The 26544-nt window shown below is 62.5% G+C and carries 24 protein-coding genes; 13 read left to right on the top strand and 11 right to left on the bottom strand.

The annotated features are described in order from the left end of the window. Positions 1–54: 54 nt before the first annotated feature. Both ybaK and plsY read left to right on the top strand, forming a co-directional pair. Entirely contained in the window at positions 55–546 is a 492-nt protein-coding gene (ybaK, locus tag P0D68_RS10260) for a Cys-tRNA(Pro) deacylase (protein ID WP_091799554.1), read from the top strand. Between the two features lie 125 nt (positions 547–671). Then, positions 672–1316: a glycerol-3-phosphate 1-O-acyltransferase PlsY gene (plsY, locus tag P0D68_RS10255; protein WP_408186046.1), complete on the top strand. Its 645-nt coding sequence runs from the start codon at positions 672–674 to the stop codon at positions 1314–1316. 41 nt (positions 1317–1357) lie between these two features. Here the strand turns inward: plsY and P0D68_RS10250 are convergent, their stop codons facing one another. Beyond that, positions 1358–1843 carry a YajQ family cyclic di-GMP-binding protein gene (locus P0D68_RS10250; protein ID WP_007180572.1) on the bottom strand — a complete coding sequence of 162 codons (486 nt, stop codon included), beginning with the start codon at positions 1841–1843 and terminating at the stop codon, positions 1358–1360. Between the two features lie 209 nt (positions 1844–2052). Here P0D68_RS10250 and murB point away from each other — a divergent pair, with 209 nt between their 5' ends. Continuing rightward, positions 2053–3093 carry a UDP-N-acetylmuramate dehydrogenase gene (gene murB, locus P0D68_RS10245; protein ID WP_408296073.1) on the top strand — a complete coding sequence of 347 codons (1041 nt, stop codon included), beginning with the start codon at positions 2053–2055 and terminating at the stop codon, positions 3091–3093. Between the two features lie 168 nt (positions 3094–3261). Here murB and P0D68_RS10240 read toward each other — a convergent pair whose 3' ends face one another. After that, positions 3262–4488, bottom strand: coding sequence for an argininosuccinate synthase (locus tag P0D68_RS10240; protein ID WP_091799562.1), 1227 nt, complete (start codon positions 4486–4488; stop codon positions 3262–3264). A gap of 261 nt (positions 4489–4749) precedes the next feature. Continuing rightward, a complete protein-coding gene (argF, locus tag P0D68_RS10235; protein ID WP_408296077.1) occupies positions 4750–5679 on the bottom strand; it encodes an ornithine carbamoyltransferase in 930 nt (309 codons plus the stop codon). 437 nt (positions 5680–6116) lie between these two features. Between argF and P0D68_RS10230 the strand changes: the two genes are divergently transcribed. Beyond that, entirely contained in the window at positions 6117–6458 is a 342-nt protein-coding gene (locus P0D68_RS10230; RefSeq protein WP_091799568.1) for a DUF3579 domain-containing protein, read from the top strand. Positions 6459–6647: 189 nt separating this feature from the next. On the opposite strand, the gene rpsT is transcribed toward P0D68_RS10230, so the two are convergent. Continuing rightward, complete coding sequence (gene rpsT / locus P0D68_RS10225; RefSeq protein ID WP_012434165.1) at positions 6648–6926, bottom strand: 30S ribosomal protein S20; 279 nt, start codon at positions 6924–6926, stop codon at positions 6648–6650. A gap of 535 nt (positions 6927–7461) precedes the next feature. Here rpsT and murJ point away from each other — a divergent pair. Both murJ and P0D68_RS10215 read left to right on the top strand, forming a co-directional pair. Further along, entirely contained in the window at positions 7462–9012 is a 1551-nt protein-coding gene (gene murJ / locus P0D68_RS10220; protein WP_408186048.1) for a murein biosynthesis integral membrane protein MurJ, read from the top strand. Between the two features lie 5 nt (positions 9013–9017). After that, positions 9018–9860, top strand: a complete 843-nt coding sequence (locus P0D68_RS10215) for a SirB1 family protein (protein WP_091801044.1) — start codon at positions 9018–9020, stop codon at positions 9858–9860. A 118-nt stretch (positions 9861–9978) separates the two neighbouring features. On the opposite strand, the gene P0D68_RS10210 is transcribed toward P0D68_RS10215, so the two are convergent. From P0D68_RS10210 to lpxK, 5 genes are all read right to left on the bottom strand, one after another. After that, positions 9979–10737 carry a 3-hydroxyacyl-CoA dehydrogenase gene (locus P0D68_RS10210; protein ID WP_408296082.1) on the bottom strand — a complete coding sequence of 253 codons (759 nt, stop codon included), beginning with the start codon at positions 10735–10737 and terminating at the stop codon, positions 9979–9981. Positions 10738–10970: 233 nt separating this feature from the next. Then, positions 10971–11636: an adenylate kinase gene (adk, locus tag P0D68_RS10205; RefSeq protein ID WP_408296085.1), complete on the bottom strand. Its 666-nt coding sequence runs from the start codon at positions 11634–11636 to the stop codon at positions 10971–10973. Between the two features lie 212 nt (positions 11637–11848). Further along, on the bottom strand, positions 11849–12649 hold the full coding sequence (gene kdsB / locus P0D68_RS10200) for a 3-deoxy-manno-octulosonate cytidylyltransferase (protein WP_091799580.1): 801 nt from the start codon (positions 12647–12649) through the stop codon (positions 11849–11851). 161 nt (positions 12650–12810) lie between these two features. Then, positions 12811–13014: a Trm112 family protein gene (locus P0D68_RS10195; RefSeq protein WP_007180583.1), complete on the bottom strand. Its 204-nt coding sequence runs from the start codon at positions 13012–13014 to the stop codon at positions 12811–12813. Then, positions 12995–14011, bottom strand: a complete 1017-nt coding sequence (gene lpxK, locus P0D68_RS10190) for a tetraacyldisaccharide 4'-kinase (RefSeq protein ID WP_408296089.1) — start codon at positions 14009–14011, stop codon at positions 12995–12997. The genes P0D68_RS10195 and lpxK overlap by 20 nt, the downstream gene beginning before the upstream one ends. Positions 14012–14570: 559 nt before the next feature. Between lpxK and xseA the strand changes: the two genes are divergently transcribed. The 7 genes from xseA (at position 14571) to P0D68_RS10155 (ending at position 23697) form a co-directional block, all read left to right on the top strand. Then, on the top strand, positions 14571–15950 hold the full coding sequence (gene xseA, locus P0D68_RS10185; RefSeq protein ID WP_408296092.1) for an exodeoxyribonuclease VII large subunit: 1380 nt from the start codon (positions 14571–14573) through the stop codon (positions 15948–15950). A gap of 220 nt (positions 15951–16170) precedes the next feature. After that, entirely contained in the window at positions 16171–16749 is a 579-nt protein-coding gene (gene sodB, locus P0D68_RS10180) for a superoxide dismutase [Fe] (RefSeq protein ID WP_091799589.1), read from the top strand. A gap of 300 nt (positions 16750–17049) precedes the next feature. Continuing rightward, positions 17050–17388 carry a DUF190 domain-containing protein gene (locus P0D68_RS10175; RefSeq protein ID WP_408296095.1) on the top strand — a complete coding sequence of 113 codons (339 nt, stop codon included), beginning with the start codon at positions 17050–17052 and terminating at the stop codon, positions 17386–17388. Between the two features lie 144 nt (positions 17389–17532). Beyond that, positions 17533–17901 carry a DUF190 domain-containing protein gene (locus tag P0D68_RS10170; protein ID WP_408296098.1) on the top strand — a complete coding sequence of 123 codons (369 nt, stop codon included), beginning with the start codon at positions 17533–17535 and terminating at the stop codon, positions 17899–17901. A 640-nt stretch (positions 17902–18541) separates the two neighbouring features. Beyond that, a complete protein-coding gene (gene katG / locus P0D68_RS10165; RefSeq protein ID WP_408296101.1) occupies positions 18542–20806 on the top strand; it encodes a catalase/peroxidase HPI in 2265 nt (754 codons plus the stop codon). 228 nt (positions 20807–21034) lie between these two features. After that, a complete protein-coding gene (locus P0D68_RS10160; protein ID WP_091799601.1) occupies positions 21035–21592 on the top strand; it encodes a glycine zipper family protein in 558 nt (185 codons plus the stop codon). Positions 21593–21852: 260 nt separating this feature from the next. After that, on the top strand, positions 21853–23697 hold the full coding sequence (locus P0D68_RS10155; RefSeq protein ID WP_408296104.1) for a PQQ-binding-like beta-propeller repeat protein: 1845 nt from the start codon (positions 21853–21855) through the stop codon (positions 23695–23697). A 349-nt stretch (positions 23698–24046) separates the two neighbouring features. Here the strand turns inward: P0D68_RS10155 and P0D68_RS10150 are convergent, their stop codons facing one another. Both P0D68_RS10150 and clpP read right to left on the bottom strand, forming a co-directional pair. Beyond that, entirely contained in the window at positions 24047–25483 is a 1437-nt protein-coding gene (locus P0D68_RS10150; RefSeq protein WP_408296107.1) for an NYN domain-containing protein, read from the bottom strand. Between the two features lie 256 nt (positions 25484–25739). Beyond that, positions 25740–26387, bottom strand: a complete 648-nt coding sequence (gene clpP, locus P0D68_RS10145) for an ATP-dependent Clp endopeptidase proteolytic subunit ClpP (protein WP_408296474.1) — start codon at positions 26385–26387, stop codon at positions 25740–25742. Positions 26388–26544 lie beyond the last annotated feature (157 nt).

Here is a 26544-nt window from a genome sequence, read left to right as displayed (position 1 = left end):
CAATTGACCATTCAGCAAATAGCCGTTGCGGAAAGTCGCCATTACAATGCGCCGATGAGCAAATCCCGACACGTCTCCGAAACGCCAGCCACGCAGTTTCTGCGCCGCCACGGCGTCACTTTCGGCGAACATCCTTATGATTATGTCGAGCATGGCGGCACCGGAGAATCGGCACGTCAGCTCGGCGTGGACGAACATCACGTCGTGAAGACGCTGGTCATGGAAGACGAGCACGCCAAGCCGCTGATCGTGCTGATGCACGGCGACCGCACCGTCAGCACCAAGAACCTCGCGCGGCAGATTGGCGCGAAGCGCGTCGAGCCGTGCAAGCCTGAAGTGGCGAACCGGCATTCCGGCTACCTGATCGGCGGCACCTCGCCGTTCGGCACGAAGAAGCAGATGCCGGTGTATGTCGAGTCGAGCATTCTCGAGATGGACAAGATCTGGTTGAACGGCGGGCGGCGCGGTTTCCTGGTCAGCATCGAGCCGAAGGTGTTGACGGCGTTGCTGGCGGCAAAGGCGGTTCAGTGCGCGAGCGTCGATTGACGTTTGCCTGAATGTTTTCCGGGCGCGCGCGTTCGGTAGAATGTGCGCCGCTTTGTTCCGAGTTGCGCGCCCTGTTGCGGTTGGGGTATCGAGTTTCAGACCGCCGATCCTTTTAAGAGTCCCAGATGCAAAACCTGATCGTTGCTGTCGTTGCCTACCTGATCGGTTCGGTGTCGTTTGCCGTGATCGTGAGCGCCGCGATGGGCCTCGACGACCCCCGCTCCTATGGCTCGGGCAACCCGGGCGCCACCAACGTGCTGCGCAGCGGCAGCAAGAAGGCCGCGATTCTCACGCTGATCGGCGACGCGTTCAAGGGCTGGCTGCCGGTGTGGTTCGTCGTGCATTTCGGCGCGCGCTATGGGCTCGACGAGACTTCGGTGGCGATTGCGTCGGTTGCCGTGTTTCTCGGTCACCTGTACCCGGTTTTCTTCCGCTTCAAAGGCGGCAAGGGCGTGGCGACCGCGGCGGGCGTGCTGCTCGCGATCAATCCGATCCTCGGCGTGGCGACCTTGCTGACCTGGCTGATCGTGGCGTTCTTCACGCGCTATTCGTCGCTGGCGGCGCTGGCCGCGGCGGTATTTGCGCCGATCTTCGACGGCTTCCTGTTCGGGCCGCATATCATCGCGCTGGCGATCGTCGTGATGAGTTCGCTGCTGGTGTGGCGCCATCGCGGCAACATCGCCAAGCTGATGCGCGGGCAGGAGAGCCGCATTGGCGACAAGAAGAAGGCGGATGCGGCGGCAAAGCCGGCGGCGGGGAGCGACGTCTGACGGGTTGATGCATTGGCGCGCGGCGTTCGCGCGCCGACGCATCAGTCGCGGAAGTTATTGAAGTCGAGCGGCGTGTCCGTCACGTCCTTGCGCAGCATGGCGATCACGCTTTGCAGATCGTCGCGCTTGCCGCCGGTGATGCGCACCGCGTCGCCCTGAATGCTCGCCTGGACCTTGATCTTGCTGTCCTTCACGAGGCGCACGATTTTCTTCGACAGATCGCCCGACACGCCTTTCTTGATCTTGATGACCTGTTTGACCTTGTCGCCGCCGATCTTCTCGATCTTGCCGTAGTCGAGGAAGCGCACGTCCACGTTGCGCTTGGCCATTTTCGACAGCAGCACGTCTTTTACCTGGCCGAGTTTGAAATCATCGTCCGCGTAGGCCGTGATTTCGTTTTCCTTGTGTTCGACGCGCGCGTCCGACCCTTTGAAGTCGAAGCGCGTTGAAATTTCCTTGTTGGACTGCTCGATCGCGTTCTTGACTTCGATCATGTTCGCTTCGCAGACGACGTCAAACGATGGCATTGCTTTCTCCCAATAGTGCTGCGGTGCGCGACGCAGCCGGCCGGCTGCTCATGAGGCACTCGCTATAATCACGGACCGGACGTCATTTTACCGACGCCGCTCCCTTTTGCCCAAGGCCGCCGCGCATTGCCGCGCAGCCCGGGTCCGAAGCCGTTTTCATAGGCTGCTTATTTCGTCGTTTCATTCGTCGTTTCACTGTTCTCATTCCGATGTCCCACTCCGAATCTGCCGCGTTCGTTGCCGGCTATCCGCTGAAGCCGCACAACACCTTCGGCTTCGATGTTCGCGCGCAGTTTGCGTGCCGCATCGAGCGAGAAGAGCAATTGATGGCCGCGGTGCGTGATCCGCGCGCAGCCGGGCTGCCGCGCCTCGTGCTCGGCGGCGGCAGCAATGTCGTGCTGACCGGCGACTTTGGCGGCCTGGTGTTGCTGGTCGCGCTGCGGGGCCGCCGCGTGGTACGTGAAGACGATCATGCATGGTACGTCGAAGCGGCCGGCGGCGAGCCGTGGCATGAGTTTGTGGCCTGGATTTTGTCGCAAGGCATGGCTGGCCTCGAGAACCTCGCGCTGATTCCGGGCACGGTGGGCGCGGCGCCGATCCAGAACATCGGCGCGTACGGGTTGGAGATGTGCGAGCGTTTCGCGTCGCTGCGCGCGGTGGAGCTGGCCACGGGCGCCGTGGTCGAGCTGGACGCGCAGGCTTGCCGCTTCGGCTATCGCGACAGTTTTTTCAAGCGGGAAGGGCGCGAGCGTTTCGTGATTACGTCGGTGACGTTCCGTTTGCCGAAGGTCTGGCAGCCGCGCGCCGGGTATGCGGATCTCGCTCGCGAACTGGCCGCGAACGGCCACGCCGATACGCCGCCGACCGCGCAGGCTATCTTCGATGCGGTGGTGGCGGTGCGGCGCGCCAAGCTGCCCGATCCGCTGGAGCTCGGCAATGCCGGCAGCTTCTTCAAGAATCCTGTGGTCGAGGCGGCGCAGTTCGAGGCGCTGAAGCTCCGGGAGCCGGAAGTCGTGTCCTATGTGCAGCCGGATGGCCGGGTGAAGCTTGCCGCGGGCTGGCTGATCGATCGATGCGGCTGGAAAGGTCGCGCGATGGGCGCGGCGGCCGTGCACGAACGGCAGGCGCTGGTGCTGGTGAATCGCGGCGGCGCGAGCGGCGCGGAGGTGTTGGCGCTGGCGAAAGCGATTCAGCGCGATGTGCTGGAGAGGTTTGGGGTGGAGCTGGAGGCGGAGCCGGTTTGTTTGTGATGGGTTGAGTCGGGTTGGTCGGTGCGGACGTGTTGTTGCGAATGTGTTGGTGATAAAAAAGGCGCCGGGAGTTTCCTCCCGGCGCCTTTTTTGCGTTTGGCTTCGGCCGCGCCTTTCGGCGCTGAACTTCGCTAGCGCGAAGTTAGCCTGCTGCCAAGCCGTGCTTCATCAATCGCGCTGGCGGCGAGCGTTTTCCGCAATCCGCATACGCAGTGCGTTCAGCTTGATGAACCCGCCAGCGTCGGCCTGGTTGTAAGCGCCGCCGTCGTCGTCGAAAGTGGCGATGGTCTTGTCGAACAGCGTTTCCTTCGAATCGCGCGCGACGACCGACACGCTGCCCTTGTACAGCTTCACGCGCACCCAGCCGTTGACCTTCTCTTGCGTATGGTCGATCAGCACCTGGAGCGCACGGCGCTCCGGGCTCCACCAGTAGCCGTTATAGATCAGCGCCGCGTAGCGGGGCATCAGGTCGTCTTTCAGGTGAGCCACTTCACGGTCGAGCGTGATCGACTCGATGCCGCGGTGCGCCTTCAGCATGATCGTGCCGCCCGGCGTTTCATAGCAGCCGCGCGACTTCATGCCGACGTAACGGTTTTCCACCAGATCCAGACGGCCAATGCCGTGCTTGCCGCCCAGGCGGTTCAGCTCAGTGAGCATTTCCGCGGCCGACAGACGCTTGCCGTTGATCGCAACCGGATCGCCGTGCTCGTACTCGATGTCGAGGTATTCAGCCTGGTCCGGCGCCTCTTCCGGCGACACGGTCCAACGCCACATATCGGCTTCCGCTTCCGCTTTCGGATCTTCCAGGTGACGGCCTTCGAACGAAATGTGCAGCAGGTTCGCGTCCATCGAATACGGCGCGCCGCCTTGCTTGTGCTTCATTTCGATCGGAATGCCAGCCTTTTCGGCGTACGCGAGCAGCTTTTCACGCGACAGCAGATCCCATTCGCGCCACGGCGCGATGACCTTGATACCCGGTTCCAGCGCGTAGTAACCGAGTTCGAAGCGAACCTGGTCGTTGCCCTTGCCGGTTGCGCCGTGCGAGACCGCTTGTGCGCCAGTGGCGCGCGCGATTTCGATCTGACGCTTGGCGATCAGCGGACGCGCGATCGACGTGCCCAGCAGATACTCGCCTTCATAGATCGTGTTGGCGCGGAACATCGGGAACACGAAGTCACGCACGAACTCTTCGCGCAGGTCTTCGATAAAGATGTTTTCCGGCTTGATGCCGAGTTGCAGGGCCTTCTTGCGCGCCGGTTCCAGCTCTTCGCCCTGGCCGATGTCGGCCGTGAACGTGACGACTTCGGCGTCGTAATTGTCCTGCAACCACTTCAGGATGACGGAGGTGTCGAGGCCGCCCGAATAGGCGAGCACGACTTTCTTGATATCGCTCATGGTGAACTCGTAGCTGGAGAAAGCGGGAAAACAAGGCGCGCCGGCGGTCCCGGAGCGCGGGAAACCACTATTTTGACACTAAACCGCCGGTTGCCCGCGTTTTTGGGGCAGTGCGGTGATGAAGCCGGGTCCGCTTGAGCAGTGGACGCCGGCTCGATGCGTGGCGCTAAACGTGGACACCTTGCCTCGTATTCAAGGCCCCGTCGCGCTACACGCAGATGCTGCATTAGGTGCTGCATTAAATGCCGGGCAGCGGCTCGCTCAGTGATTCAGCTTGCCGAGCAGCAGATATTCCATCAAGGCCTTTTGCACGTGCAAACGATTTTCCGCCTCGTCCCACACGACGCTTTGCGGGCCGTCGATCACTTCGGCGCTGACTTCCTCGCCGCGATGGGCAGGCAGGCAGTGCATAAAGAGCGCATCTGCATTGGCACGCGCCATCATGTCGGCGTCGACGCACCAGTCGGCGAAGGCTTTCTTGCGCGCTTCGTTCTCGGCCTCGAAGCCCATGCTGGTCCAGACGTCGGTGGTCACGAGGTCGGCGCCCGTGCAGGCCTCGTTCGGATCGTCGAATTCTTCGTAGAACGGCGCGCTCTCGGCGGCGACCATGGCGCGGTCGAGCTTGTAGCCCGGCGGCGTGGACAGTCGCAGCTTGAAGCCGAGAATCTGCGCGGCTTCGATCCACGTGTACAGCATGTTGTTGGCGTCGCCGACCCACGCAACCGTCTTGCCGCGAATCGGACCGCGATGCTCGAAGTACGTGAAGATGTCCGCCAGCACCTGGCACGGGTGATATTCGTTGGTCAGCCCGTTGATTACCGGCACGCGCGAATTCTCGGCGAAGCGGGTGAGAATGTCCTGGCCGAACGTGCGGATCATGATGATGTCGACCATGCGCGAGATCACTTGCGCTGCGTCTTCGATCGGTTCGCCGCGGCCGAGTTGCGTGTCACGCGTGCTCATGAAAACGGCGTGACCGCCCAACTGGAAGATGCCGGCTTCGAACGACAGGCGCGTGCGTGTCGAATTTTTTTCGAAGATCATCGCCAGCGTGCGATCGTGCAGCGGATGGTAGGTCTCGTAGTTCTTGAATTTGCGTTTCAGAATGCGCGCGCGTTCCAGCACGTACTCGTAGTCTTCCAGCGAGAAATGCTTGAACTGCAGGTAGTGGCGAATTTTCTTGGCGGTCATGAAACAAATACGGCGGTCTCACCCGGCAGGATTGCCGGACGGCGCCGCCGTCGTTTGTGGTAACTCAATGCAGCATAAAGGATTTCGCCCGATTTGACGAGTCGGCCAAAAGGCCAGGTAAGCCGGCTGAAAGCGTCGCCGATATCTCAGACTTGTCTTGTGTGCGCTGCGGAAAAAGGTCCGCTGCGCTATAATCTACGGGTTATCCCAAAGCCCAGCAGGCCGGTATTTCGCTTGCGGGACACGGCTCGCGCGGCTCGGAAAGGCCTGCTCGCGGTGTGCCGTCATGACAAGCGCAAAGGCGGCTCAGCCGGCCCTTCGCGGTTCTGGTGGTGTGGTTCGCCATCGCGGCATGGTCGGCGAGTCCAGGCAATTCAAAGCCGCTTCGCCGTTCGCTTTGCCGTCATCCCGCTGGGCAGTCACACAGGTATTCCTACATGGCCGAAGCAGCTCCAACCGAATATTTCATTCAGGGCATTACGTCGACGGGAAAAAAGTTTCGGCCGAGCGACTGGTCGGAGCGCCTCGCAGGCGTCATGGCATGCTTCGGCCCCGGTGCAAGGAAGGGGCCGAACGCTTATATGCAGTACTCGCTTTACGTCCGGCCGACCATGCTCGGCGACCTCAAATGCGTGATTCTCGATTCGCGCTTGCGTGACATCGAGCCGATGGCTTTCGACTTCGTCCTCAACTTCGCGAAAGACAACGACCTTATCGTGACCGAGGCTTGCGAGTTGCCGCCGGAGCATGGCACGCAGCAGACCAAGAACACGCGCTAAGGCGCAAGCCAGTCGAGTCGGCAAAAACAAAAACCCGCCAGCAGCGGGTTTTTTTGCGGCCGAAGCATCGGCATCGGCGAGTGGGGCGCACCATCGGCCTGCGCCGGTGCCAAGCAAAAAAGCCCGCCGAGGCGGGCCTTTCTGTGCAGCGGAAACAGGAGGTAGCCCACCGAAGCGGGCTGACCGGAATTACTGCGCTGCGGACGCTTGCAGACCCTTGATGGCTGCAGCGAGGCGGCTCTTATGGCGAGCAGCCTTGTTCTTGTGAACGATGTTCTTGTCGGCAATGATGTCGATGGTCTTCGACGATGCCTGGAAGATCTCAGCGGCCTTAGCCTTGTCGCCGGCGTCGATCGCCTTGCGGACAGCCTTGATAGCCGTGCGGAACTTCGAGCGCAGTGCCGAGTTGTGCGAGTTTGCCTTGGCGGCCTGGCGGGCGCGCTTGCGTGCTTGTGCGGAGTTAGCCATGACGGTTCCTTATCCTGTTCCTGTTTCCAGTACCTGACCTTCAAGTGGTGAGGTGCTGCTTTTAGATCGAACTCTTGGAAGCGATTGCCCAAGAGCGCAAAAGTGTCGAAAAAAATCGATCGGACTACGTGAAGGCAGGCCTGTGTTTTCGGGCTATTCGAGGATGTTCGCAGGTGGCGTGTCGCCGGCCGCGGCCTCGTCTGGAAATAGACTGAAAGTTGAGCGAGCTTCGAAACCGGCGATTATAGCAACAAAATCAGGCACGTGGCAACGGGAAAGCGCTACGAAGTCCTGCCGCCCCGTGGCGTAAAGCCTGGCGCCCGGCTGGCGGCGATGCTGGGGCGGCCGGCCGAAGTCTGGCCGGAGTCCGTCTGGAAGTGGGCTGCGGGGCATGTCCGACAGGGCGCCGCCGCGCGGGCGGACCACAAAAAACGCGCCAATCCGCCTGTCGGATCGAACGTCTGCGCGGCAAATCGGTCCGAATCGCGTTCCGGCTCGTCGTCCGCACTTGCGGCACCCGTATAATAAGCGCCCCATGAATCTATTCCGAGCCCTGCTGACGGTCAGCGGCTTCACGCTGCTGTCGCGCGTGACCGGACTGGCCCGCGAAACGCTGATCGCACGCGCGTTCGGTGCCAGTCAATACACTGACGCGTTCTACGTCGCCTTCCGCATTCCGAACCTGTTGCGCCGCATCTCCGCTGAAGGCGCGTTCTCGCAGGCCTTCGTGCCGATCCTCGCCGAGTTCAAGAATCAGCAAGGCCATGACGCCACCAAGGCGCTGGTCGACGCCACGTCGACGGTGCTCGCCTGGGCGCTCGCCGTCCTCTCGCTCATCGGCGTGGTCGGCGCGTCGGGCGTGGTGTTCATCGTCGCTTCGGGCCTCGCGCACGAGGGCCAGGCGTACGCGCTCGCGGTCACCATGACGCGCATCATGTTCCCGTACATCATTTTCATTTCGCTGACGTCGCTGGCGTCGGGCGTGCTGAATACGTACAAGAACTTCTCGCTGCCCGCATTCGCGCCGGTTCTGCTGAACGTCGCGTTCATCGTCGCCGCCGTGTTCGTCGCGCCGCGCCTGCAAACGCCGGTCTATGCGCTCGCGTGGGCGGTGATCGCGGGCGGCGTGCTGCAGTTCGTCGTGCAACTGCCGGGTCTGAAGAAGATCGACATGATTCCGCGCATCGGCCTGAATCCGGTGAAGGCGCTCGCGCATCGCGGCGTGAAGCGCGTGCTGTCCAAGATGGTGCCCGCGATGTTCGCCGTCTCGGTCGCGCAGATCAGCCTGATCATCAACACGAATATCGCGTCGCGCATCGGCCCGGGGGCGGTGTCCTGGATCAACTACGCCGACCGGCTGATGGAGTTCCCGACCGCGCTATTGGGTGTCGCGCTCGGCACGATCCTGCTGCCGAGCCTCTCGAAGGCGCACGTCGACGCCGATCCGCACGAGTATTCGTCGCTGCTCGATTGGGGCTTGCGCGTCACCTTTCTGCTCGCCGCGCCGAGCGCCGTCGCGCTGTTTTTCTTCGCAGAGCCGCTGACCGCCACGCTGTTCCACTACGGCAAGTTCGACGGCAACTCGGTGGTGATGACCTCTCGCGCGCTGTCCGCGTACGGCGTCGGGCTGATCGGCCTGATTCTCATCAAGATCCTCGCGCCGGGTTTCTACGCCAAGCAGGACATCAAGACGCCGGTGAAGATCGGTGTCGGCGTGTTGATTCTCACGCAGTTGAGCAACTATCTGTTCGTGCCGATCTTCGCTCATGCAGGTTTGACGCTGAGCGTTGGGCTCGGCGCTTGCGGTAATGCGCTGCTGCTGTTTCTCGGCCTGCGCAAACGCGACATCTATACGCCGTCGAGCGGCTGGCTCAAATTCTTCGTGCAGTTGCTCGGCGCCTGCCTCGTGCTGGCTGGCGCGATGCACTGGCTGGCGATCAGCTTCGACTGGATCGGCTTGCATAGCCGGCCGGTCGACCGCATGGCGTTGCTCGCAGCGTGCCTCGTTCTGTTCGCCGCGCTATATTTCGGTATGCTTTGGCTGATGGGCTTCAAGTACGCGTATTTCAAAAGGCGAGCGAAGTGATCACGATGACGCGAGTTCTCGACTATTTCAGCACGCTGGTTGCCGAAGACGACAGTCTTCCGTTGACCGAGGCGGCGCTCTCGCTCGCGCAGGATGCTTATCCCGACCTCGATCTGCAAGCCACGCTCGCCGAGATCGACGAGCTGGTGGTGCGTCTGCAGCGGCGCATGCCGGACGACGCCGACATCAAGCAGAAAGTCGGCATTCTGAACCGGTTCTTCTTTCGCGAGCTGGGTTTCGCCAGCAATCTCAACGACTATTACGACCCGGACAACAGCCATCTGAACGCGGTGCTCAAGCGGCGCCGCGGCATTCCGATTTCGCTGGCCGTGCTGTATCTGGAGATGGCTGAGCAGATCGGCGTTCCGGCGCGCGGCGTGTCTTTTCCCGGCCACTTCCTGTTGCGCGTGACCACGCCCGACGGCGACGTGATGCTCGATCCGACCAGCGGACATTCGCTGTCCGAGTCGGAGATGGTGGAGATGCTGGAGCCTTATGTCGCGTCGGCGGGCGAATCGGTGAGCAGGGCGCTGCGCATGCTGCTGCAACCGGCCACGCGCCGCGAGATCATCGCCCGCATGCTGCGCAACCTGAAGTCCACGTATCTTCAGACGGAACGCTGGCAGCGTTTGCTGGCGGTGCAGCAGCGTCTCGTGATCCTGCTGCCGGAGAGTATCGAAGAAGTGCGCGACCGCGGCTTCGCGTATGCACGGCTCGATTACCTGCGCCCCGCGCTCGAAGACCTGGAGCGTTATCTCGGCGACCGGCCGGATGCCGAAGACGCGACCGTGGTCGAGTCGCAATTGCACGAACTGCGTCAGCGCACCCAGCACAACGATCGCGACTAGGCAGTGCGCAGTGGGGGTAGCGCCCGCTGGTACGGCTCAAAACAAAACGCCTGCATACATTCGTATGCAGGCGTTTTTCATTGACGCGCCCCTTTCAGACGGCACGCCGCATGGACGCTCACTTCGGCTGCATGCGGATCGCGCCGTCCAGGCGGATCACTTCGCCATTGAGCATCGGGTTGTCGAAGATCTGCTTGGCCAGCATCGCGTACTCTGCCGGTTTGCCGAGACGCGGTGGGAACGGCACCATCGCGCCGAGGGCGTCCTGCACTTCCTGCGGCATGCCGAGCAGCATGGGCGTTTCGAAAATGCCCGGCGCAATGGTCATCACGCGGATTGCGTTGCGCGACAGGTCACGGGCAATGGGCAGCGTCATGCCGACCACGCCGCTCTTGGACGCGGCGTAAGCCGCCTGGCCGATCTGGCCATCATAGGCGGCCACCGACGCCGTATTGATGATCACGCCACGCTCGCCATTCGCATTCGGCTCGTTCTTCGACATGGCTGCGGCGGCAAGCCGGATCATGTTGAACGTGCCGATCAGGTTGATCGAGATGGTGCGCGCGAACGAATCGAGCGGATGGGGGCCGTCCTTGCCGACCGTTTTGATGGCAGGCGCGACACCCGCGCAATTGACGAGGCCGCGCAGCGTGCCGAGTTTGGTGGCGGCATCGACGGCTTGCGTGGCGTCGTCTTCGCGGCTGACGTCGCATTTGACGAAGACACCGCCGAGTTCCCTGGCGAGCGCCTCGCCGGCCTCCACGTTCAGGTCGGCGAGCACCACCTTGCCGCCATTTTCGACGAGCAGGCGCGCCGTGGCTGCGCCCAAGCCTGACGCACCGCCGGTGATCAGGAACACATTGTCACGAATCTCCATGTCTTCTCCTTTGCTACGTTTCAGTAGTGTCTAGATCGAATATTTTTTCGATGATCGATTGTAACGACTATGCTGCAACGCGGAAAGCGCGACGGGCTGAAAGCAAACCATTATGGATGGCTAAGTAATGCGAGGTGCAGCGCGCAGAGAACGGGCACTGCATCCGCGCAATGCAATAAAAAACCCGCCGGCAAGGGCGGGTCCTATTGAAACAAACGCAAACGAAAATGCGCTTACTTCAATGCCTCGAATGCGCGTTCACGAATTTCCTCGACGCTGCCGAGCCCCGAAATGCGGCGATACTGCGGCGCCTTCAACGAGGTCGACGAATCGCCATTCTTCGCCCAGGTGTTGTAGTACTCGATCAACGGCTTGGTTTGCGCCTCGTACACTTCCAGACGCTTCTTGACCGTTTCTTCCTTGTCGTCGTCGCGCTGGATCAGCGGTTCGCCTGTTACGTCGTCCACGCCTTCCACTTTCGGCGGATTGAACTTGACGTGGTACGTACGGCCCGACGCGGCGTGCGAGCGGCGACCGCTCATACGCACGATGATCTCGTCGAACGGCACGTCGATCTCCAGCACGTAGTCGATCGCGACGCCGGCCTGCTTCATCGCCTCGGCTTGCGGGATGGTGCGCGGAAAACCGTCGAACAGGTAGCCGTTCGCGCAGTCGGCCTGCTGCAGACGTTCCTTCACCAGGTTGATGATCAACTCGTCCGTGACCAGTTCGCCGGCATCCATGAAGCGCTTCGCTTCGAGGCCGAGCGGCGTGCCTGCCTTGACGGCCGCACGCAGCATGTCGCCGGTGGAAATTTGCGGAATGCCGAACTTTTCCTTGATGAAGGTCGCCTGAGTGCCCTTACCCGCGCCGGGCGCACCCAATAGGATCAAACGCATGTGCTATCTCCAGATCTATGTGAATTCTTTGGTGGCGCTGCAGCCGTCCCACGATGTCTCGAAGGGCTCCGCGTCGGCGCCGGTACGAGTCTCGCGCTGCACGTTAAAGAAACGGCGCTGCAGGACCGCAACGGCGCGACCGGGCAAACCCTGAACCTCGTTTGTCTCGGGAGGCGCGCACAACCGTCCGATTATGCCATGGGTTTTTGCGCTCAAGACCCGAATAAAGCCTGCACGCGCGCGAGATCGGCGGGCGTGTCGACGCCGGGCAGCGGCACGTCGTGGGTGACGAGCACCGCGATCCGCTCGCCATGCCACATCGCGCGCAGTTGTTCGAGCGCTTCGACCTGTTCGATCGGCGAGATCGCGAGGCTCGGGTAGGTGCGCAGGAATTGCGCGCGATACGCGTACAGGCCGATATGCCGATGAACCACCGCGGGCGCGGGCGGAGTGGGCATCGACGCGACATTGGGCCAGTGCGGCTGATACGCGTCGCGTGCCCAGGGAATCGGCGCGCGCGAGAAGTACAGCGCGATACCGCGCGCGTCGAGCACGACCTTGACGACGTTCGGGTTGAAAATTTCGGCGGGGTCGGTGATCGGGTGGGCAGCAGTGGCGATCGCGCAACCACTGCTCGCCGCAAGGTGCGACGCCACGCCGCACACGAGTGCTGGATCGATCAGCGGCTCGTCGCCCTGTACGTTGACCACGATCGTGTCGTCGCTCCAGCCGAATTGCGCCGCGACTTCCGCGAGGCGGTCCGTGCCGGACGGATGGTCCGCGCGCGTCAACACGGCTTCGAAGCCGTGATCGCGGGCGGCGTCGAGCACCGCTTGCGCGTCCGAGGCGACCAGCACCTGCTGCGCGCCCGATTCGCGCGCGCGTTCCGCGACCCGCACCACCATCGGCTTGCCGCCGATATCGGCGAGCGGCTTGTTGGGCAGACGCGTCGAGGCGAGCCGGGCCGGGACGACGGCGATGAACGGAGGCGTGGTGGTGTTGGCGTGGGTCATCGGCAGGACAGGCGCAGAGACGGGCGGAACGGCGGGCGGCGATGAAACCGCGGGAAGGTGGCCGCGCAAACTGCAAGGGCGCGGACCGGAAAGACGGCGGATGCGGATCGAAACACAAGGGGCGCCGGCATGGCGGCCGCCCGGTGCGAGTCGGCCCGGCTTCAGGCCACGGAACCCGGATTCAGATCGACCGGCGTGCCTTCCACGGTTTGCCGCGCTTCGTCGACGAGCATGACGGGAATCCCGTCGCGGATCGGATAGGCGAGCTTGTCCGCGTTGCAGATCAGTTCCTGCGCGGCGCGGTCGTAGCTGAGCGGGCCCTTGCAGATCGGGCAGACGAGAATTTCAAGCAGGCGAGCGTCCACGGACTTTCTCCACAACTAATGCGATGAGGCGATGATCGAGCGCGGCTTCGACCGGGACTACCCAGATGCGCGCGTCGTGCCAGGACCCTAATTTTACCGCATCCTTTTCTGTTATCAGGATGGCGTCGGCGTCCACGTCGGTAAAAGGATTGCGTTCGAACGCGTAATGATCCGGCAACGCGCGGGTGGCCGGCGTCAGGCCGGCGGCGCGCAGCGTGGCGAAAAACCGCTCCGGCGCGCCGATGCCGGCCACGGCCAGCACGCGATCGCCGCTGAATTGCGCGAGCGGTCGGCGCAACGCGGGATTGTCCAGATGCCACGCGTCGCCGGGCGTGAGTTTCAACGCGAAGGTGTTCGGCCACGCGGGCAGCGTGCGCGCGTAAGGATCATTGACGAGCGTCGCATCGCGGCGGCGCGACAAGGGCTCGCGCAGCGGGCCGGCCGGCAGCAGGAAACCATTGCCGCCGAGCCGGTGATCGAACACGACCAGTTCGGCATCGCGTTCGAGCCGGTAATGCTGCAAGCCGTCATCGCTCACGATCACGTCGACTTCGCGGTGCGCGGCGCACAGCGCCTGCGCAGCCGCCACGCGATCCGGACAGACCCAGACCGGCGCGCCGGTACGGCGGGCGATCAGCAGCGGCTCGTCGCCGCCCACGCTCGCCGCCGATGCAGGCGTGACCCGTGTCGGGCTCGTCACGCGCGCGCCGTAGCCGCGCGACACCACGCCGGGCTTGAAGCCCGCGGCGCGTAACGCTTCGACGAGCGCGATCACCGTGGGCGTCTTGCCGGTGCCCCCGACGGTCACATTGCCGACCACCACCACAGGCACGCCGATGCGAACCGATTTCAACCAGCCGAACGAAAAGGCGGCGCGGCGCGCGGCGGCGATCGCGCCGAACACGCAGGCGAACGGCGTCAGCGCCCATGCAAGCGGGCCACGCTGCTGCCATTCGCGCGCAAGGCGTGCTTCGAGACGGTTGTGAATTTCGCTCATGGGCGGGTCGCACGGACGAGCGGCGCGCCGCCCGTCGGAAAGCGTGGGGACGGCGGCATGAAGGAGCTAGGCGCAAAACGCGGGGCAAGCATCAACGCGGTTCTCCGGACTGTCGAGAATGAGGCCAAAGGCGAAACAGGGCGGCACAGGGCGAGGGTGCCTCAATTCCGGACGCCACGAGGACGTTCGGCATGCCGTCGAACCCGCCACTCTAGCGCGCGTGCGTCCCGCCCGGCAAGTCGCCTGCGGGGCGGCGCGCGTCGAAACGGCCCTGACGATGTCGGGCACCGCCTGTGGATAACTTTGTGGAGAACCTGCCATCCGATGAGCGGAGAGGGCCGGTCCGTGCGCTCGTGATCGGTAATCATTCTCTTTAGTGAGATGTAAACGCCATATAAATCAACGACATGCTTTGAATTCATGCGCTTGCGCGGGCAGTCTGGCGGGATTCGTCTGGCAGGTCCCGCCATGTGGACACTTTTAACAATTGGAGCGCCACGCTGGACGGCAATGGCCGCTCGGTCTATCGTCTGTCCGGCCAGCCACCCCTATTCCTCGCATGAATCCCGAAAGCCCTTTTTCCTCGTCGGCCGCGCCCGGCGGTGAAGTCGTCGTTCCCGTCTCGGCGCTCAATCGCGCGATCGGCACGATGCTCGAACGCTCGTTTCCGCTCGTCTGGGTCGCCGGCGAAGTATCGAACTTCACCCGCGCCGCAAGCGGCCATTGGTATTTCTCGATCAAGGACGCGCAGGCGCAGATGCGTTGCGTGATGTTCCGCGGGCGGGCGCAATACGCCGAATTCACGCCACGCGAAGGCGATCGCATCGAAGTGCGCGCGCTGGTGACGATGTACGAGCCGCGCGGCGAACTGCAATTGAATGTGGAAGCGGTGCGGCGCACGGGGCAGGGGCGTCTTTACGAAGCGTTCCTCCGGCTGAAAGCGCAGCTCGAAGCCGAGGGTCTCTTTGCCGCCGAGCGAAAACGCGCGTTGCCGCCTCATCCGCGAGCGATCGGCATTGTCACATCGTTGCAGGCCGCGGCCTTGCGCGATGTCCTGACCACGCTGTCGCGCCGCGCGCCGCACATTCCGGTGATCGTCTATCCGGCGCCGGTGCAGGGTGTGGGCGTGAGCGCCAAGCTCGCCGCGATGGTCGACGCCGCCAACGCAAGGCGCGAAGTCGACGTGCTGATCGTCTGCCGTGGCGGCGGCTCGATCGAAGACCTGTGGGCGTTCAACGAAGAAGTCCTGGCGCGCGCGATTGCGGAAAGCGCCATTCCGGTGGTGAGCGGAGTCGGTCACGAAACCGATTTCACGATTGCCGATTTTGCCGCCGACGTGCGCGCACCGACACCGACCGGCGCCGCCGAACTGGTGAGTCCGCAGCGCGTGCTGCTGCTGCGTGAGCTCGACCATCGCCACGCGACGCTCGCCCGCGGCTTCGGCCGCATGATGGAGCGGCGCGCCCAGCAACTCGACTGGCTCGCGCGCCGGCTGGTGTCGCCGGCCGAACGTCTTGCGCGGCAGCGCACGCATGTGCAGCAGTTGAGTGTGCGGCTCGCATCGGCGGGTACGCGCCCGGTGCGTGACGCACGAGCGCGGTTTTCGCTGCTACAGATGCGCTGGCAGCGCTGGCGTCCGGATCTCGCCGGGCATCAGGCGAAGCTCGGCAATCTCGCGCAGCGTCTGGACGCGGCTTTGTTACGCCAGCATGAACGTCAGACCGCGCGCATCGACACGCTTGCCGCGCGTCTCGAAGTGCTCAGTCCGCAGCGTACGCTGGAGCGTGGTTATGCTGCCGTCCTCGACGCCCAGAGCGGGCGCGCGGTGCGCGCGCCGTCGTCGTTGAAGCCGGGGCGGCGTTTGACGGTGCATCTCGCGGAAGGCAGCGCGGACATTGCGCTCGCGGATGTGCAGCCGCGCCTGACGGACGGTTTCTGACACTTCGCCGACGGTGTGAGCGGACGTCCTTTTTGACGATGGCAACGATCGGGCACACCGTGTGCGAAGGCATTAATCACGCTATGTGTGCGGCATGTTCGCCGATGCCGGACATAAAGTCCGTTGGTTTGCGGGGTTTTTCCAACTCGCCTACAATCGAGTGCTCTAAAGCGTTATCCGCAGACTCCCCCACAACAGATACAGACAGAAGGAAAGCACCATGGAACATACGCTCCCGCCGCTGCCGTTCGCGAAAAACGCACTCGCTCCGAACATGTCGGAAGAGACGCTCGAGTTTCACTACGGCAAGCATCACCAGACCTATGTGACCAACCTGAACAATCTGATCAAGGGCACGGAGTTCGAGAACCTGTCGCTCGAGGAAATCGTCAAGAAGGCATCGGGCGGCGTGTTCAACAACGCGGCTCAAGTGTGGAACCACACGTTCTTCTGGAACAGCCTGTCGCCGCAAGGTGGCGGTGCTCCGACCGGCGCGCTCGCTGACGCGATCAACGCCAAGTGGGGTTCGTTCGAAAAGTTCAAGGAAGAATTCGCCAAGACCGCAGTCGGCACGTTCGGCTCGGGTTGGGCATGGCTCGTGAAGAAGGCTGACGGTTCGCTCGACCTGGTGTCGACGAGCAACGCCGCCACGCCGCTGACCACCGACGCGAAAGCACTGCTGACGATCGACGTGTGGGAACACGCTTACTACATCGACTACCGCAATGCGCGTCCGAAGTTCGTCGAAGCGTACTGGAACATCGTCAATTGGGAATTCGCGTCGAAGAACTTCGCGTGAGTTTGCGGTTGAGCAAAGGCTGATGCGGTCTGCCGCAATAAGCTTTGCAAACTGTCGCCAATATGAAAGCCCTCCGCGAGAGGGCTTTTTTGTGCCCGCGATTCGTTTTACACAATTGGTTCACACGATTCATTTCACAAGGCATTCGAGCGAGGCGGTTGCTCGGGGGTAGTATGAGTGTCGAGAGAATCGAAGGTCGAAGTCTGCGAGTCTCCTCGATCAGGAAGTCGTAGCCTGTCGCGGCCTTCTGCGCGAATCGACAATTCATGCATGCATCATGGAGCCCAATCGGAGTTCCTCATGAAAGGCAGTCAACTGACGCTGTTTGCAGCCAACCAGAGCCACCGCAAGAGCCACATGACCATCGTCGACTGGATTCTCGAAAGGACGAAGGCGGCCGGCATCGAGGGTGCGACGGTGATCGAAGTGAGCGAAAGCATCGACGCGCACGGCAAGTACCACGCCGCGCGTTTTTTCGAGTTGGTCGACCAACCGGTGGTCGTCACGGCGGCGGCGGCGGATGATCGCATCGACGCACTACTCGATAGCCTGCGGCATGGCGGTGTTCACCTCTTCTACACGCGTTGTCCTATCGAATACGAAGTGCTTGGCGCAGACGCACAACAGGGCGGCGAGTAGCGTCCGCTTTTATGCCGATGTCCTGCAGAGACACCGGTCGCCGCGCGGGCGCGACAGTGCCGGGCATGCTCGTGTGTCGCGTGGGCGATAGACTAGAATGAATCAAGCGGGGCGCGACCCCGCGTCCGGCAGCGGAGAGGCACGATGAACGGCTATCAACTGACGTTCTATACGGAACACAACCGGAAGCACGGCCATCAGACCGTATGCGAATGGCTGTTGCATGAGGTGCGTCGACTCGGGATCGGCGGCGCGACCGTCATCAATTGTGCCGAAGGGATCGGCCACGCCGGTTCGCGTCACGCGGCGCATATGCTCAAACTCGACGATCAGCCGGTTCAGATCATTCTTGCCGTGACGGAAGCGGAAGCGCAGCAGCTTCTCGATATTGTGCGCGCCGAAAACGTGCACGTTTTCTACATGCGTTTTCCGATCGAATTCGGTGTGATCGGCGACGACGCCCCGCACAAAGCGTCAAAGCATTTTTCCCTGTTTGGTCGTTCGGCGGGCTAGCAGGAACACGGGCCTTGCGTGTGTTTGTGCTTCGATAACGTATCGGATGCCTAATCAATACTCAGGCTGATTCTCCAGGCTTCAATGCAATCCACGCGGTTTGCCATGCGCGATGGCTCGCGAGGGGCGCGAGCGATTGCCGAGCATCCAGACACACTTCGCGTTGCCCGGAAGGAACGATTCTCTTTGATTGGGCGAGCGGTCATGTCGTCGGCCCGACTCGAAACATGATGCGGGAGTGCCGTTTCCCGGGGTCGTTGTGTTATCCCTGCTGCCGTGCAGCGTGCTCATTGCGGCCGGGGCGTTTTCCATCCTGGCACCGAGCAAACGCCTTTCCGGTGGCCACGTTATAGTCACGACCTATCAATACCATTGCAGGAAACGCTTTCTATTGCGAGAAACTCTCACGTATATTTTAGTTCCCAACAGATCTGAAACGGTGAGCCATTCTCGTCCGATTGCACGCCACGATACCCCGCGTCGAAGCACGGCCACCGGCCGCGGGTGATCAGCAGCGGAACGTCAGAAAGCGCGCACCACGAGGTTTCAGGCAGACCCGCCAGCGCCGGATCGTCGTCGCGCCTGGCGGTCTGACGCCACAGTAGAACATCCCGGTTTACGTCTCCCAAGGAGGTAACGCATGTCAAGCGAAGCAAAGTGCCCGTTCAATCATGCCGCCGGCGGCGGCACCACGAACCGTGACTGGTGGCCGAAGCAGTTGCGGCTGGATCTGCTCAGCCAGCACTCCGGCAAGTCGAACCCGTTGGACAGCAGCTTCAACTATGCCGAGGCGTTCAAGAGCCTCGACCTGGCGGCAGTGAAGAAGGACCTTGCGGCATTGATGACCAACTCGCAGGATTGGTGGCCCGCGGACTTCGGCCACTACGGCCCGCTGTTCATCCGCATGGCGTGGCACAGCGCGGGCACCTATCGAATCGGCGACGGCCGCGGCGGCGCAGGGCGCGGCCAGCAACGGTTCGCGCCGCTCAACAGCTGGCCTGACAACGTCAGCCTGGATAAGGCTCGCCGCCTGCTTTGGCCGATCAAGCAAAAGTACGGGCAGAAGATTTCCTGGGCCGACCTGTTGATTCTCACCGGCAACGTCGCGCTCGAAACCATGGGCTTCAAGACGTTCGGTTTCGCGGGTGGTCGCGAGGACACGTGGGAGCCGGACCAGGACGTCTACTGGGGCAATGAAAAGACCTGGCTCGGTGGCGACGTCCGCTATGGCAAAGGCGCAGCCGGCGACAACGACGACGGTGGCGTGATCGTCGCTGACGAAGAAAAGCACGGCGAAGAGGTGAGCCGCGACACCAGCGGGCGAAACCTGGAAAATCCGCTGGGTGCGGTGCAGATGGGCCTCATCTATGTGAACCCGGAAGGTCCCGACGGCAATCCGGATCCGCTCGCTGCGGCACACGACATTCGCGAAACCTTCGCGCGCATGGCCATGAACGACGAAGAGACCGTCGCGCTGATCGCCGGCGGTCACACGTTCGGCAAGACGCATGGCGCAGGTCCGGCCGACAACGTCGGCCCTGAACCCGAGGCCGCCGATCTCGAGAACCAGGGGCTTGGGTGGAAGAACAGCTTCGGCACGGGCAAGGGCGGCGACACGATCACCAGCGGTCTGGAAGTGACCTGGACCACCACGCCGACCAAGTGGGGCAACGGCTTCTTCGAAAACCTCTTCAAGTACGAATGGGAGTTGACCAAGAGTCCCGCCGGCGCGCATCAGTGGGTCGCCAAGGATGCCGGCGAAACGATCCCGCATGCTCACGATCCCTCGAAGAAGCTGCGCCCGACGATGCTCACCACGGACCTCTCGCTGCGCTTCGACCCCGCCTACGAGAAGATTTCGCGGCGTTTCCTGGAGAACCCGGACCAGCTCGCCGATGCGTTCGCCCGTGCCTGGTTCAAGCTGACTCACCGCGACATGGGGCCGTATGCCCGTTATCTCGGACCGGAAGTGCCGGCCGAAAAACTGATCTGGCAGGACCCGATTCCGGAGGTCGACCATCCGCTGGTGAACGAGCAGGACATCGCCTCGCTCAAGCAGAAGATTCTCGCGTCGGGACTGTCGGTCTCGCAACTGGCGTCGACGGCATGGGCGTCGGCCTCCACGTTCCGCGGCTCGGACAAACGTGGCGGCGCCAACGGTGCGCGCATTCGCCTCGCGCCGCAGAAAGACTGGGCGGTGAACCAGCCTGAGCAACTGGCGAAGGTGCTGAAAGTTCTCGAAGGCATCCAGAGCGAGTTCAATGGCGCGCAGGCTGGCGGCAAGAAAATTTCGCTGGCCGACCTGATCGTGCTGGCCGGTGGCGCCGCCGTCGAGCAGGCGGCGAAGAGCGCCGGTCATCAGGTGAGCGTGCCTTTCACGCCGGGCCGCATGGACGCCTCGCAGGAGCAGACCGACGTGCAATCCGTCGCGGCGCTCGAACCGCTTGCCGATGGCTTTCGCAACTACCTGAAGGCCAAGTACCGCGCCCCGGCGGAAGCGTTGCTGATCGACAAGGCGCAATTGCTGACGTTGACCGCGCCGGAGATGACGGTGCTGATCGGCGGCTTGCGCGCGTTGAATGTTCACGCGGGGCAGGATTCGCACGGCGTATTCACCCACAGGCCAGAGACGCTGTCCAACGACTTCTTCCGTAACCTGCTCGATATGGGTACGGAGTGGAAGCCACTTTCCTCTGCCCGTGATGTGTTCGAGGGGCGTGATCGCAAGACCGGCGAGCTCAAATGGACGGGCACGCGCGTCGACCTGGTCTTTGGTTCGCATGCCCAACTGCGAGCGCTGTGCGAAGTCTATGCAAGCGAAGACGCACAGGAAAAATTCATCCGCGACTTCGTTGCAGCCTGGGCCAAAGTGATGGATCTCGACCGCTTCGACATCGCCCGATAGGTCGAATCGCCCCGTCAGCTCAGTTCCTCTGACGGGGCCTTTTGACGCATGTGGCGAGCCGGATCATCTTTGTCACAGTTGGTAACGGCAATCAGGCGCTCAAAGCGTTTTCAGCCTGTCGGCGGCGCATCTCGATATACGCGGTAAAAATACGGTAACTATCTCGTAAACAAGGCGCACGCAAATTGGCCTACCGTATGTTTCTCTCATGAAGAAACGTGCGCCCCCATGATCTCAAGTCTTAAATCGATACGCGTCGCGCTGCCTGCGGGCGCGGTTGCTCTGGCGCTCCTTGGCGGCTGTGCGGTAGTGCCGCCGAGCGGTCCTTCCATTGTCGCGCTGCCGCGCAGCGGCGAGCCGCTCAATCAGTTCCAGCAGGACGACTATAGTTGCCGCGACTACGCCTACCATTCGTCTGACGCGGCCGGCGCGGCGCAGAGTTCGACCACGAACAGCGTCAATAGCGCTGCGGTGGGCACGCTGGGCGGTGCCGCGGTCGGCGCGCTCATCGGCGCGGCGGCGGGCAACGCGGGCGCGGGCGCGGCCATTGGCGCGGGCAGCGGCTTGCTGCTCGGCGGCGCGGCCGGCGCAAACGGCGCACAGTATTCGGCCAACAGCATGCAGGCGCGGTACGACGCAGCGTACGCGCAGTGCATGACTTCGAAGGGCAACACGATCGCGCAGCCGCAGATGCCGGTCTATGCGCCGCAGCCGGTATATGTTGCTCCGCCGCCCCGCTACTACGGGCCGCCGCCGGTAATGTATGCCCCTTATCCGTACTACTGATCGAGTTCCGTCCAGCGCCTGCTGCAGCCAGGCCGCGTTCCCCTCAGGTATTGCCATGTATGGCGGCGAGAGGCGAAACGATGGCGGCAAACACCTTTGCAAACAGCGTACGGTTAATCCACCGTAAGGGCAACCAACGCATTCAACGATCGGAAGACGCACGTGGCGAACTCCTCTCTTACGGCACGCGACGTGATTCTCCACGCACACCGTTCGTTGTGCGGAGCTGACCGTCGCATCGTTCAGGAGACGAGGCGAATATGCGAATCTCGCAAGCTGGCGTTGAGACGTCCGTGCTGGGCGTATGGTCCCGCCGAGGGACAGTGGCGGCGCTGATCGCCGTTGCCACTTGTTTCGTTTCATGCGGTGGCGGTGGCGGTGGTGGCGGCGGCGCGCCCGCTACGGCTTCGGGGGCAGCGGGTGGAAGTGGTAGCGGATCGGCAAGCGGCTCGGGTTCGGGCAGTACGGGCACCAGTGGCACCGGGACCAGCGGCACCGGTTCCGGAATGAGTAGCACCGGCACTGGCTCGACCACCAGCGCCGGAACGGGCACAGGCACTGGAACGAGCAGTACGGGAGCTACTGCGGCGGCAGCGGCGGCCTACGCCACCGACGTCCTCATGCATCACAACGATCTCGGCCGTACCGGTCAGATGCTCGCCGAGACTACGCTCACGCCGGCGAACGTCAATTCGACAAACTTCGGCAAAGTCGCGTTTCTTGCAGCAGACGGCAAGGTCGACGGTCAGCCGCTTTTCGTCACGAACCTGCCGATCGGCGGTGCATCGCGCGACGTGGTGTACGTGGTCACCGAACACAACAGCGTCTACGCCTATGACGCCACATCGTTCGTGCAACTGTGGAAGGTCTCGTTGACCGGCAGCGGCGAAACGTCCAGCGACGACCGCGGTTGCCAGGACATCACCCCGGAGATTGGCATTACGTCGACGCCGGTTATCGACCGCAGTCGCGGCGCGAATGGCGTGCTGTATGCCGTGGCCATGACGAAAGACAGTGGCGGGGGCATCCATCACCGGCTGCACGCGCTCGATCTGACGACCGGCGCTGAAGTGCTGGGCGGCCCGACGGAGATTTCGGCAACTTACCCGGGTAACGGCGCGGGCAGCATTAACGGCGTGATTACCTTCAACCCTTCGTTGCACACGGAACGCGCGGCGCTCACGCTGGTTGGCGGCAACATCTACATGGGCTGGACCGCGCACTGCATGTCGGGCGCATACACCGGCTGGCTGATGGCGTATAGCGCCGACACGCTGAAACAGACCAGTGCGCTCAACATCACGCCGAACGGCAGTCAGGGCTCGATCTGGATGGCCGGCTCCGGCATGGCGTCGGACGGCACGTCGCTCTACGTCGTGGACGGCAACGGTACGTTCGGCACTTCGCTCAATGCACAGGGCTTTCCTGTCGATGGCGACCTCGGCAACTCGATGATGAAACTCTCCTTGGGCAACCTGCAGGTGACCGATTACTTCGCGATGTCCAACGTGGTCGAGGAAGCGGGCACGGACAACGATTTCGGCTCGGGCGGCGCGATGGTGTTGCCGGACCAGACGACAGCGGGCGGGGTGGTCAAACATCTCGCGGTGGCGGCCGGCAAGGACAACCACATTTACGTCGTCGATCGTGATTCGATGGGCAAATTCAGCCCGAGCGCCAACAACATCTGGCAGGAGTTGATCGGCACTCTGGCGGGCGGCATCTGGGGATCGCCGGCTTACTACAACGGTGTGGTCTATTACGGCGGTCTGAACGACAACCTGAAGGCGTTGCCGGTCGCGGGGGCGTTCCTCGCGACGACCGCCGCCTCAAAGAGTCCGACTACCTTTGCTTATCCAGGTGCGACGCCCGCCGTGTCGGCGAACGGTGCGAGCAACGGCATCGTCTGGGCGGCGGAAAACGGCACGACGGGCGCTTTACACGCTTACAACGCGGGTAATCTTGCCGTCGAGTTGTACAACAGCAATCAGGCCGGCACGCGCGACCAATGGGGCGCGGGCAACAAATTCATCACGCCGATGATCGCGCGCGGCAAGGTGTACGTGGGCGCGACCAATGGCGTGGCGGTGTTCGGGTTGCTGTGAGCGGAAGAGGGGCTTACATGGGGCGGCGCGGCGTGGTTGCGGTTGCGGTCGAGCTTGCTCGCATGGGCGGCGAGACGTAGCGTCGGCGGTTAGCCGTTTGTGACGGTTCGGGGCGCGTGAGAAAGAGCCCTGTTCGGTTTCGGCAAACTGAACTGCACCCCAAAAGTTGAACTCCTACCCAACGATTAGTGATGCAGTTCAAACACGGCCTACTGCTTGATGCGGGGTTCACTCACGTTGCGACGCATCACGCCGTGTGCGGGGTACGTCCCGCCCGTTCAGGGCGAAGTCCTTCATTTTCCCGTTGAACCCACTTCAAACCGGCGCGCAGCGCGCCGGTTTGCAACGCTCATTGCGTGTCGCTCGTCGCAGCAGACTTGCGCGGACGACGACTACGCGCCGCGGTTTTGCGCGCGGTCTTTTTTGCTGGCGCTGACGCTTCTTCCGCTGTGGCGGCAGGGGCCACCGTTTCGGCGGGGGTTGCAATCTCCGGAATATCTTCGATGCTTCTCGGCGCAGCCTTCTTTGCTTTTTTCGCGGCCGTCTTGCGGGGGGCGCGCTCTTTACGACGCGCGGGTTGCTTGTCGCCTGCATGCGGCTCGTTGGCTCCGCTGTCAACGCCGCCTGTCTCTTCAGCCGTCGAAGTTTCCGCCGACGCTATCGGCGCTTCCGGTAGTTCAAAAATGAACTCGCTGTTCTTCGGCGTTTGCGTGGGCAGGTCTTCCGTTTGAGCCTGTGCGCCGGCGAGGTGTTCGACAGCACTACGCTCTTCATGGACGGCTTCCTGCTGGCCGCGGCCCGCTTTGCGATTGCCTCGCCCACGACGGCGCGACTCGTGTTTGCCGCCCGACTCGGCGCTCACGACTTCGGCTACCTGCGCTTCATACAACTGTTCCGCCGACTCGGAAGCTTCGGTGGTTTCGCTCGCGTTTTCGCCCGCGACGGTCGCGGCCGTACTGCGATACACATACGCGCCCGATTTCTCGTCGCGGCCGAATTCGAGCAGCCCGCGAGCATGCGCTTCTTCCAGCAGATTGCCGAAGGCGCGAAAACCGTAGTACGTTTCGTTGAAATCCGGCTTGCGGCGTTTGATCGCGTTCTTCAGCACCGACGCCCAGATCTTGCCGCTGTCTCCGCGCTCCGACGCAAGCGCGTCGAACGTTTGCACAGCAATTTCGACCGCCTTGGTACGGCGTTTTTCTAGGTCTTCCTTGTTGCGAGTCTTTTCTTCGTCGGGCGCGCGTTTGGCCGCCGGCTGGGCGGCGTGTGGCGGACGCGACGACTCGCGTTTGGCGACCGTACGCTGACTCTCTCGCACAAGGTCATCGTAAAAAAAGAACTCGTCGCAGTTCGCAACCAGCAGATCCGACGTGGATTGCTGCACACCGACGCCGATCACCTGCTTGGCGTTTTCACGCAGCTTCGACACCAGCGGCGAGAAGTCGGAGTCGCCGCTGATGATGACGAACGTGTTGACGTGAGACTTTGTGTAGCAAAGGTCGAGCGCGTCCACGACGAGCCGGATGTCAGCGGAATTCTTGCCCGATTGGCGCACGTGCGGAATTTCGATCAATTCGAAATTGGCCTCGTGCATCGCGCCTTTAAAACTTTTGTAGCGGTCCCAGTCGCAGTACGCCTTCTTCACGACGATGCTGCCCTTGAGCAGCAGCCGTTCGAGCACCAGCTTGATATCGAACTTGTCGTATTTCGCATCGCGCACGCCAAGCGCGACGTTTTCGAAGTCGCAGAATAGCGCCATGCTGACGGTTTCGTTGGATGACGCCATGTATATCTCCATTGAAGCGATCGTCAAATTCGACGAATCGCGACCATGATAGCGATTCCAGCGGAGGTGATCAGCTTTTGTGTTCCACTCGCACCGATGCAGGCGGTGCGAACCCGCACCGGCCCACGCTCCTTGCGACGTTTTCCAAGGGTTTTTCAGCGCGGTTTACGCTGCGGCACGCGCAGTGCCGAAACGGTTCGGTGCAGCGGCCCGACACGGCGCGATGGCTCGACCACCGGACCACGGGACCACCGCACTAGCGTTCGTGTAAAAGCGACGTAGTAGAGAGCGCCGCGCGCGTTTCCAGCACCTCGTCGACGAGACCATAAGTACGGGCGGCATGTGCCGACATAAAATTGTCGCGGTCGGTGTCGCGCGCGATTTCCTCGATGCTGCGCCCGGTGCGCTCAGCCATTATGGTATTCAGGCGCTCTCGCAAATAAAGCACCTCCTTCGCCTGAATTTCGACGTCTGCGGCCGTGCCTTGGCTTCCGCCTGACGGCTGGTGAATCATGATGCGTGCGTTCGGCAACGCATACCGCTTCCCACGCTGGCCGGCGGTGAGAAGGAAGGTTCCCATGCTCGCGGCGAAGCCCGTGCATAAAGTGGATACCTCCGGTTTGATGAACTGCATGGTGTCGTAGATCGCGAGGCCGTCGTACACGGAACCGCCCGGCGAATTGATGTAAAAAGAAATATCCTTGTCGGGATTCTCGGACTCCAGAAACAGCAGTTGCGCGACGATCACGCTGGCCGACTGCTCGTTCACGGGCCCGACCAGAAACACGATGCGCTCGCGCAGCAGACGCGAATAAATGTCATAAGCGCGCTCGCCGCGGCCGGATTGTTCGATCACGGTTGGCACGAGGCCAAGGCCGGTGATGGTTGGATAGCTGGAATGCATGTCGACCTCGTTTATGCCGCGTGGGTGACGGCGGGTGCTGGAGCGCCAGCGCATTCATTGCGCGGGTTGTTGTCCCTATGACGGCGCGGCAATGGGCGACGTGACAGAAATTTTTTTACGCGAAGCTGTCACATCGTTCGATGCCCAGCCGTCAAGA

Origin of the sequence: Paraburkholderia sp. RL17-380-BIE-A (assembly GCF_046028085.1) — a bacterium.
Classification (GTDB): Bacteria; Pseudomonadota; Gammaproteobacteria; order Burkholderiales; family Burkholderiaceae; genus Paraburkholderia.
The sequence above is the reverse complement of the archived record's forward strand: the minus strand, read 5'-3'. Positions and strand labels throughout refer to the sequence as shown.

Coding starts and splice junctions, on each gene's coding strand:
- ybaK (WP_091799554.1), top strand. CDS start 55: ATGAGCAAATCCCGACACGTCTCCGAAACGCCAGCCACGCAGTTTCTG.
- plsY (WP_408186046.1), top strand. CDS start 672: ATGCAAAACCTGATCGTTGCTGTCGTTGCCTACCTGATCGGTTCGGTG.
- P0D68_RS10250 (WP_007180572.1), bottom strand. CDS start 1,843: ATGCCATCGTTTGACGTCGTCTGCGAAGCGAACATGATCGAAGTCAAG.
- murB (WP_408296073.1), top strand. CDS start 2,053: ATGTCCCACTCCGAATCTGCCGCGTTCGTTGCCGGCTATCCGCTGAAG.
- P0D68_RS10240 (WP_091799562.1), bottom strand. CDS start 4,488: ATGAGCGATATCAAGAAAGTCGTGCTCGCCTATTCGGGCGGCCTCGAC.
- argF (WP_408296077.1), bottom strand. CDS start 5,679: ATGACCGCCAAGAAAATTCGCCACTACCTGCAGTTCAAGCATTTCTCG.
- P0D68_RS10230 (WP_091799568.1), top strand. CDS start 6,117: ATGGCCGAAGCAGCTCCAACCGAATATTTCATTCAGGGCATTACGTCG.
- rpsT (WP_012434165.1), bottom strand. CDS start 6,926: ATGGCTAACTCCGCACAAGCACGCAAGCGCGCCCGCCAGGCCGCCAAG.
- murJ (WP_408186048.1), top strand. CDS start 7,462: ATGAATCTATTCCGAGCCCTGCTGACGGTCAGCGGCTTCACGCTGCTG.
- P0D68_RS10215 (WP_091801044.1), top strand. CDS start 9,018: ATGACGCGAGTTCTCGACTATTTCAGCACGCTGGTTGCCGAAGACGAC.
- P0D68_RS10210 (WP_408296082.1), bottom strand. CDS start 10,737: ATGGAGATTCGTGACAATGTGTTCCTGATCACCGGCGGTGCGTCAGGC.
- adk (WP_408296085.1), bottom strand. CDS start 11,636: ATGCGTTTGATCCTATTGGGTGCGCCCGGCGCGGGTAAGGGCACTCAG.
- kdsB (WP_091799580.1), bottom strand. CDS start 12,649: ATGACCCACGCCAACACCACCACGCCTCCGTTCATCGCCGTCGTCCCG.
- lpxK (WP_408296089.1), bottom strand. CDS start 14,011: ATGAGCGAAATTCACAACCGTCTCGAAGCACGCCTTGCGCGCGAATGG.
- xseA (WP_408296092.1), top strand. CDS start 14,571: ATGAATCCCGAAAGCCCTTTTTCCTCGTCGGCCGCGCCCGGCGGTGAA.
- sodB (WP_091799589.1), top strand. CDS start 16,171: ATGGAACATACGCTCCCGCCGCTGCCGTTCGCGAAAAACGCACTCGCT.
- P0D68_RS10175 (WP_408296095.1), top strand. CDS start 17,050: ATGAAAGGCAGTCAACTGACGCTGTTTGCAGCCAACCAGAGCCACCGC.
- P0D68_RS10170 (WP_408296098.1), top strand. CDS start 17,533: ATGAACGGCTATCAACTGACGTTCTATACGGAACACAACCGGAAGCAC.
- katG (WP_408296101.1), top strand. CDS start 18,542: ATGTCAAGCGAAGCAAAGTGCCCGTTCAATCATGCCGCCGGCGGCGGC.
- P0D68_RS10160 (WP_091799601.1), top strand. CDS start 21,035: ATGATCTCAAGTCTTAAATCGATACGCGTCGCGCTGCCTGCGGGCGCG.
- P0D68_RS10155 (WP_408296104.1), top strand. CDS start 21,853: ATGCGAATCTCGCAAGCTGGCGTTGAGACGTCCGTGCTGGGCGTATGG.
- P0D68_RS10150 (WP_408296107.1), bottom strand. CDS start 25,483: ATGGCGTCATCCAACGAAACCGTCAGCATGGCGCTATTCTGCGACTTC.
- clpP (WP_408296474.1), bottom strand. CDS start 26,387: ATGCATTCCAGCTATCCAACCATCACCGGCCTTGGCCTCGTGCCAACC.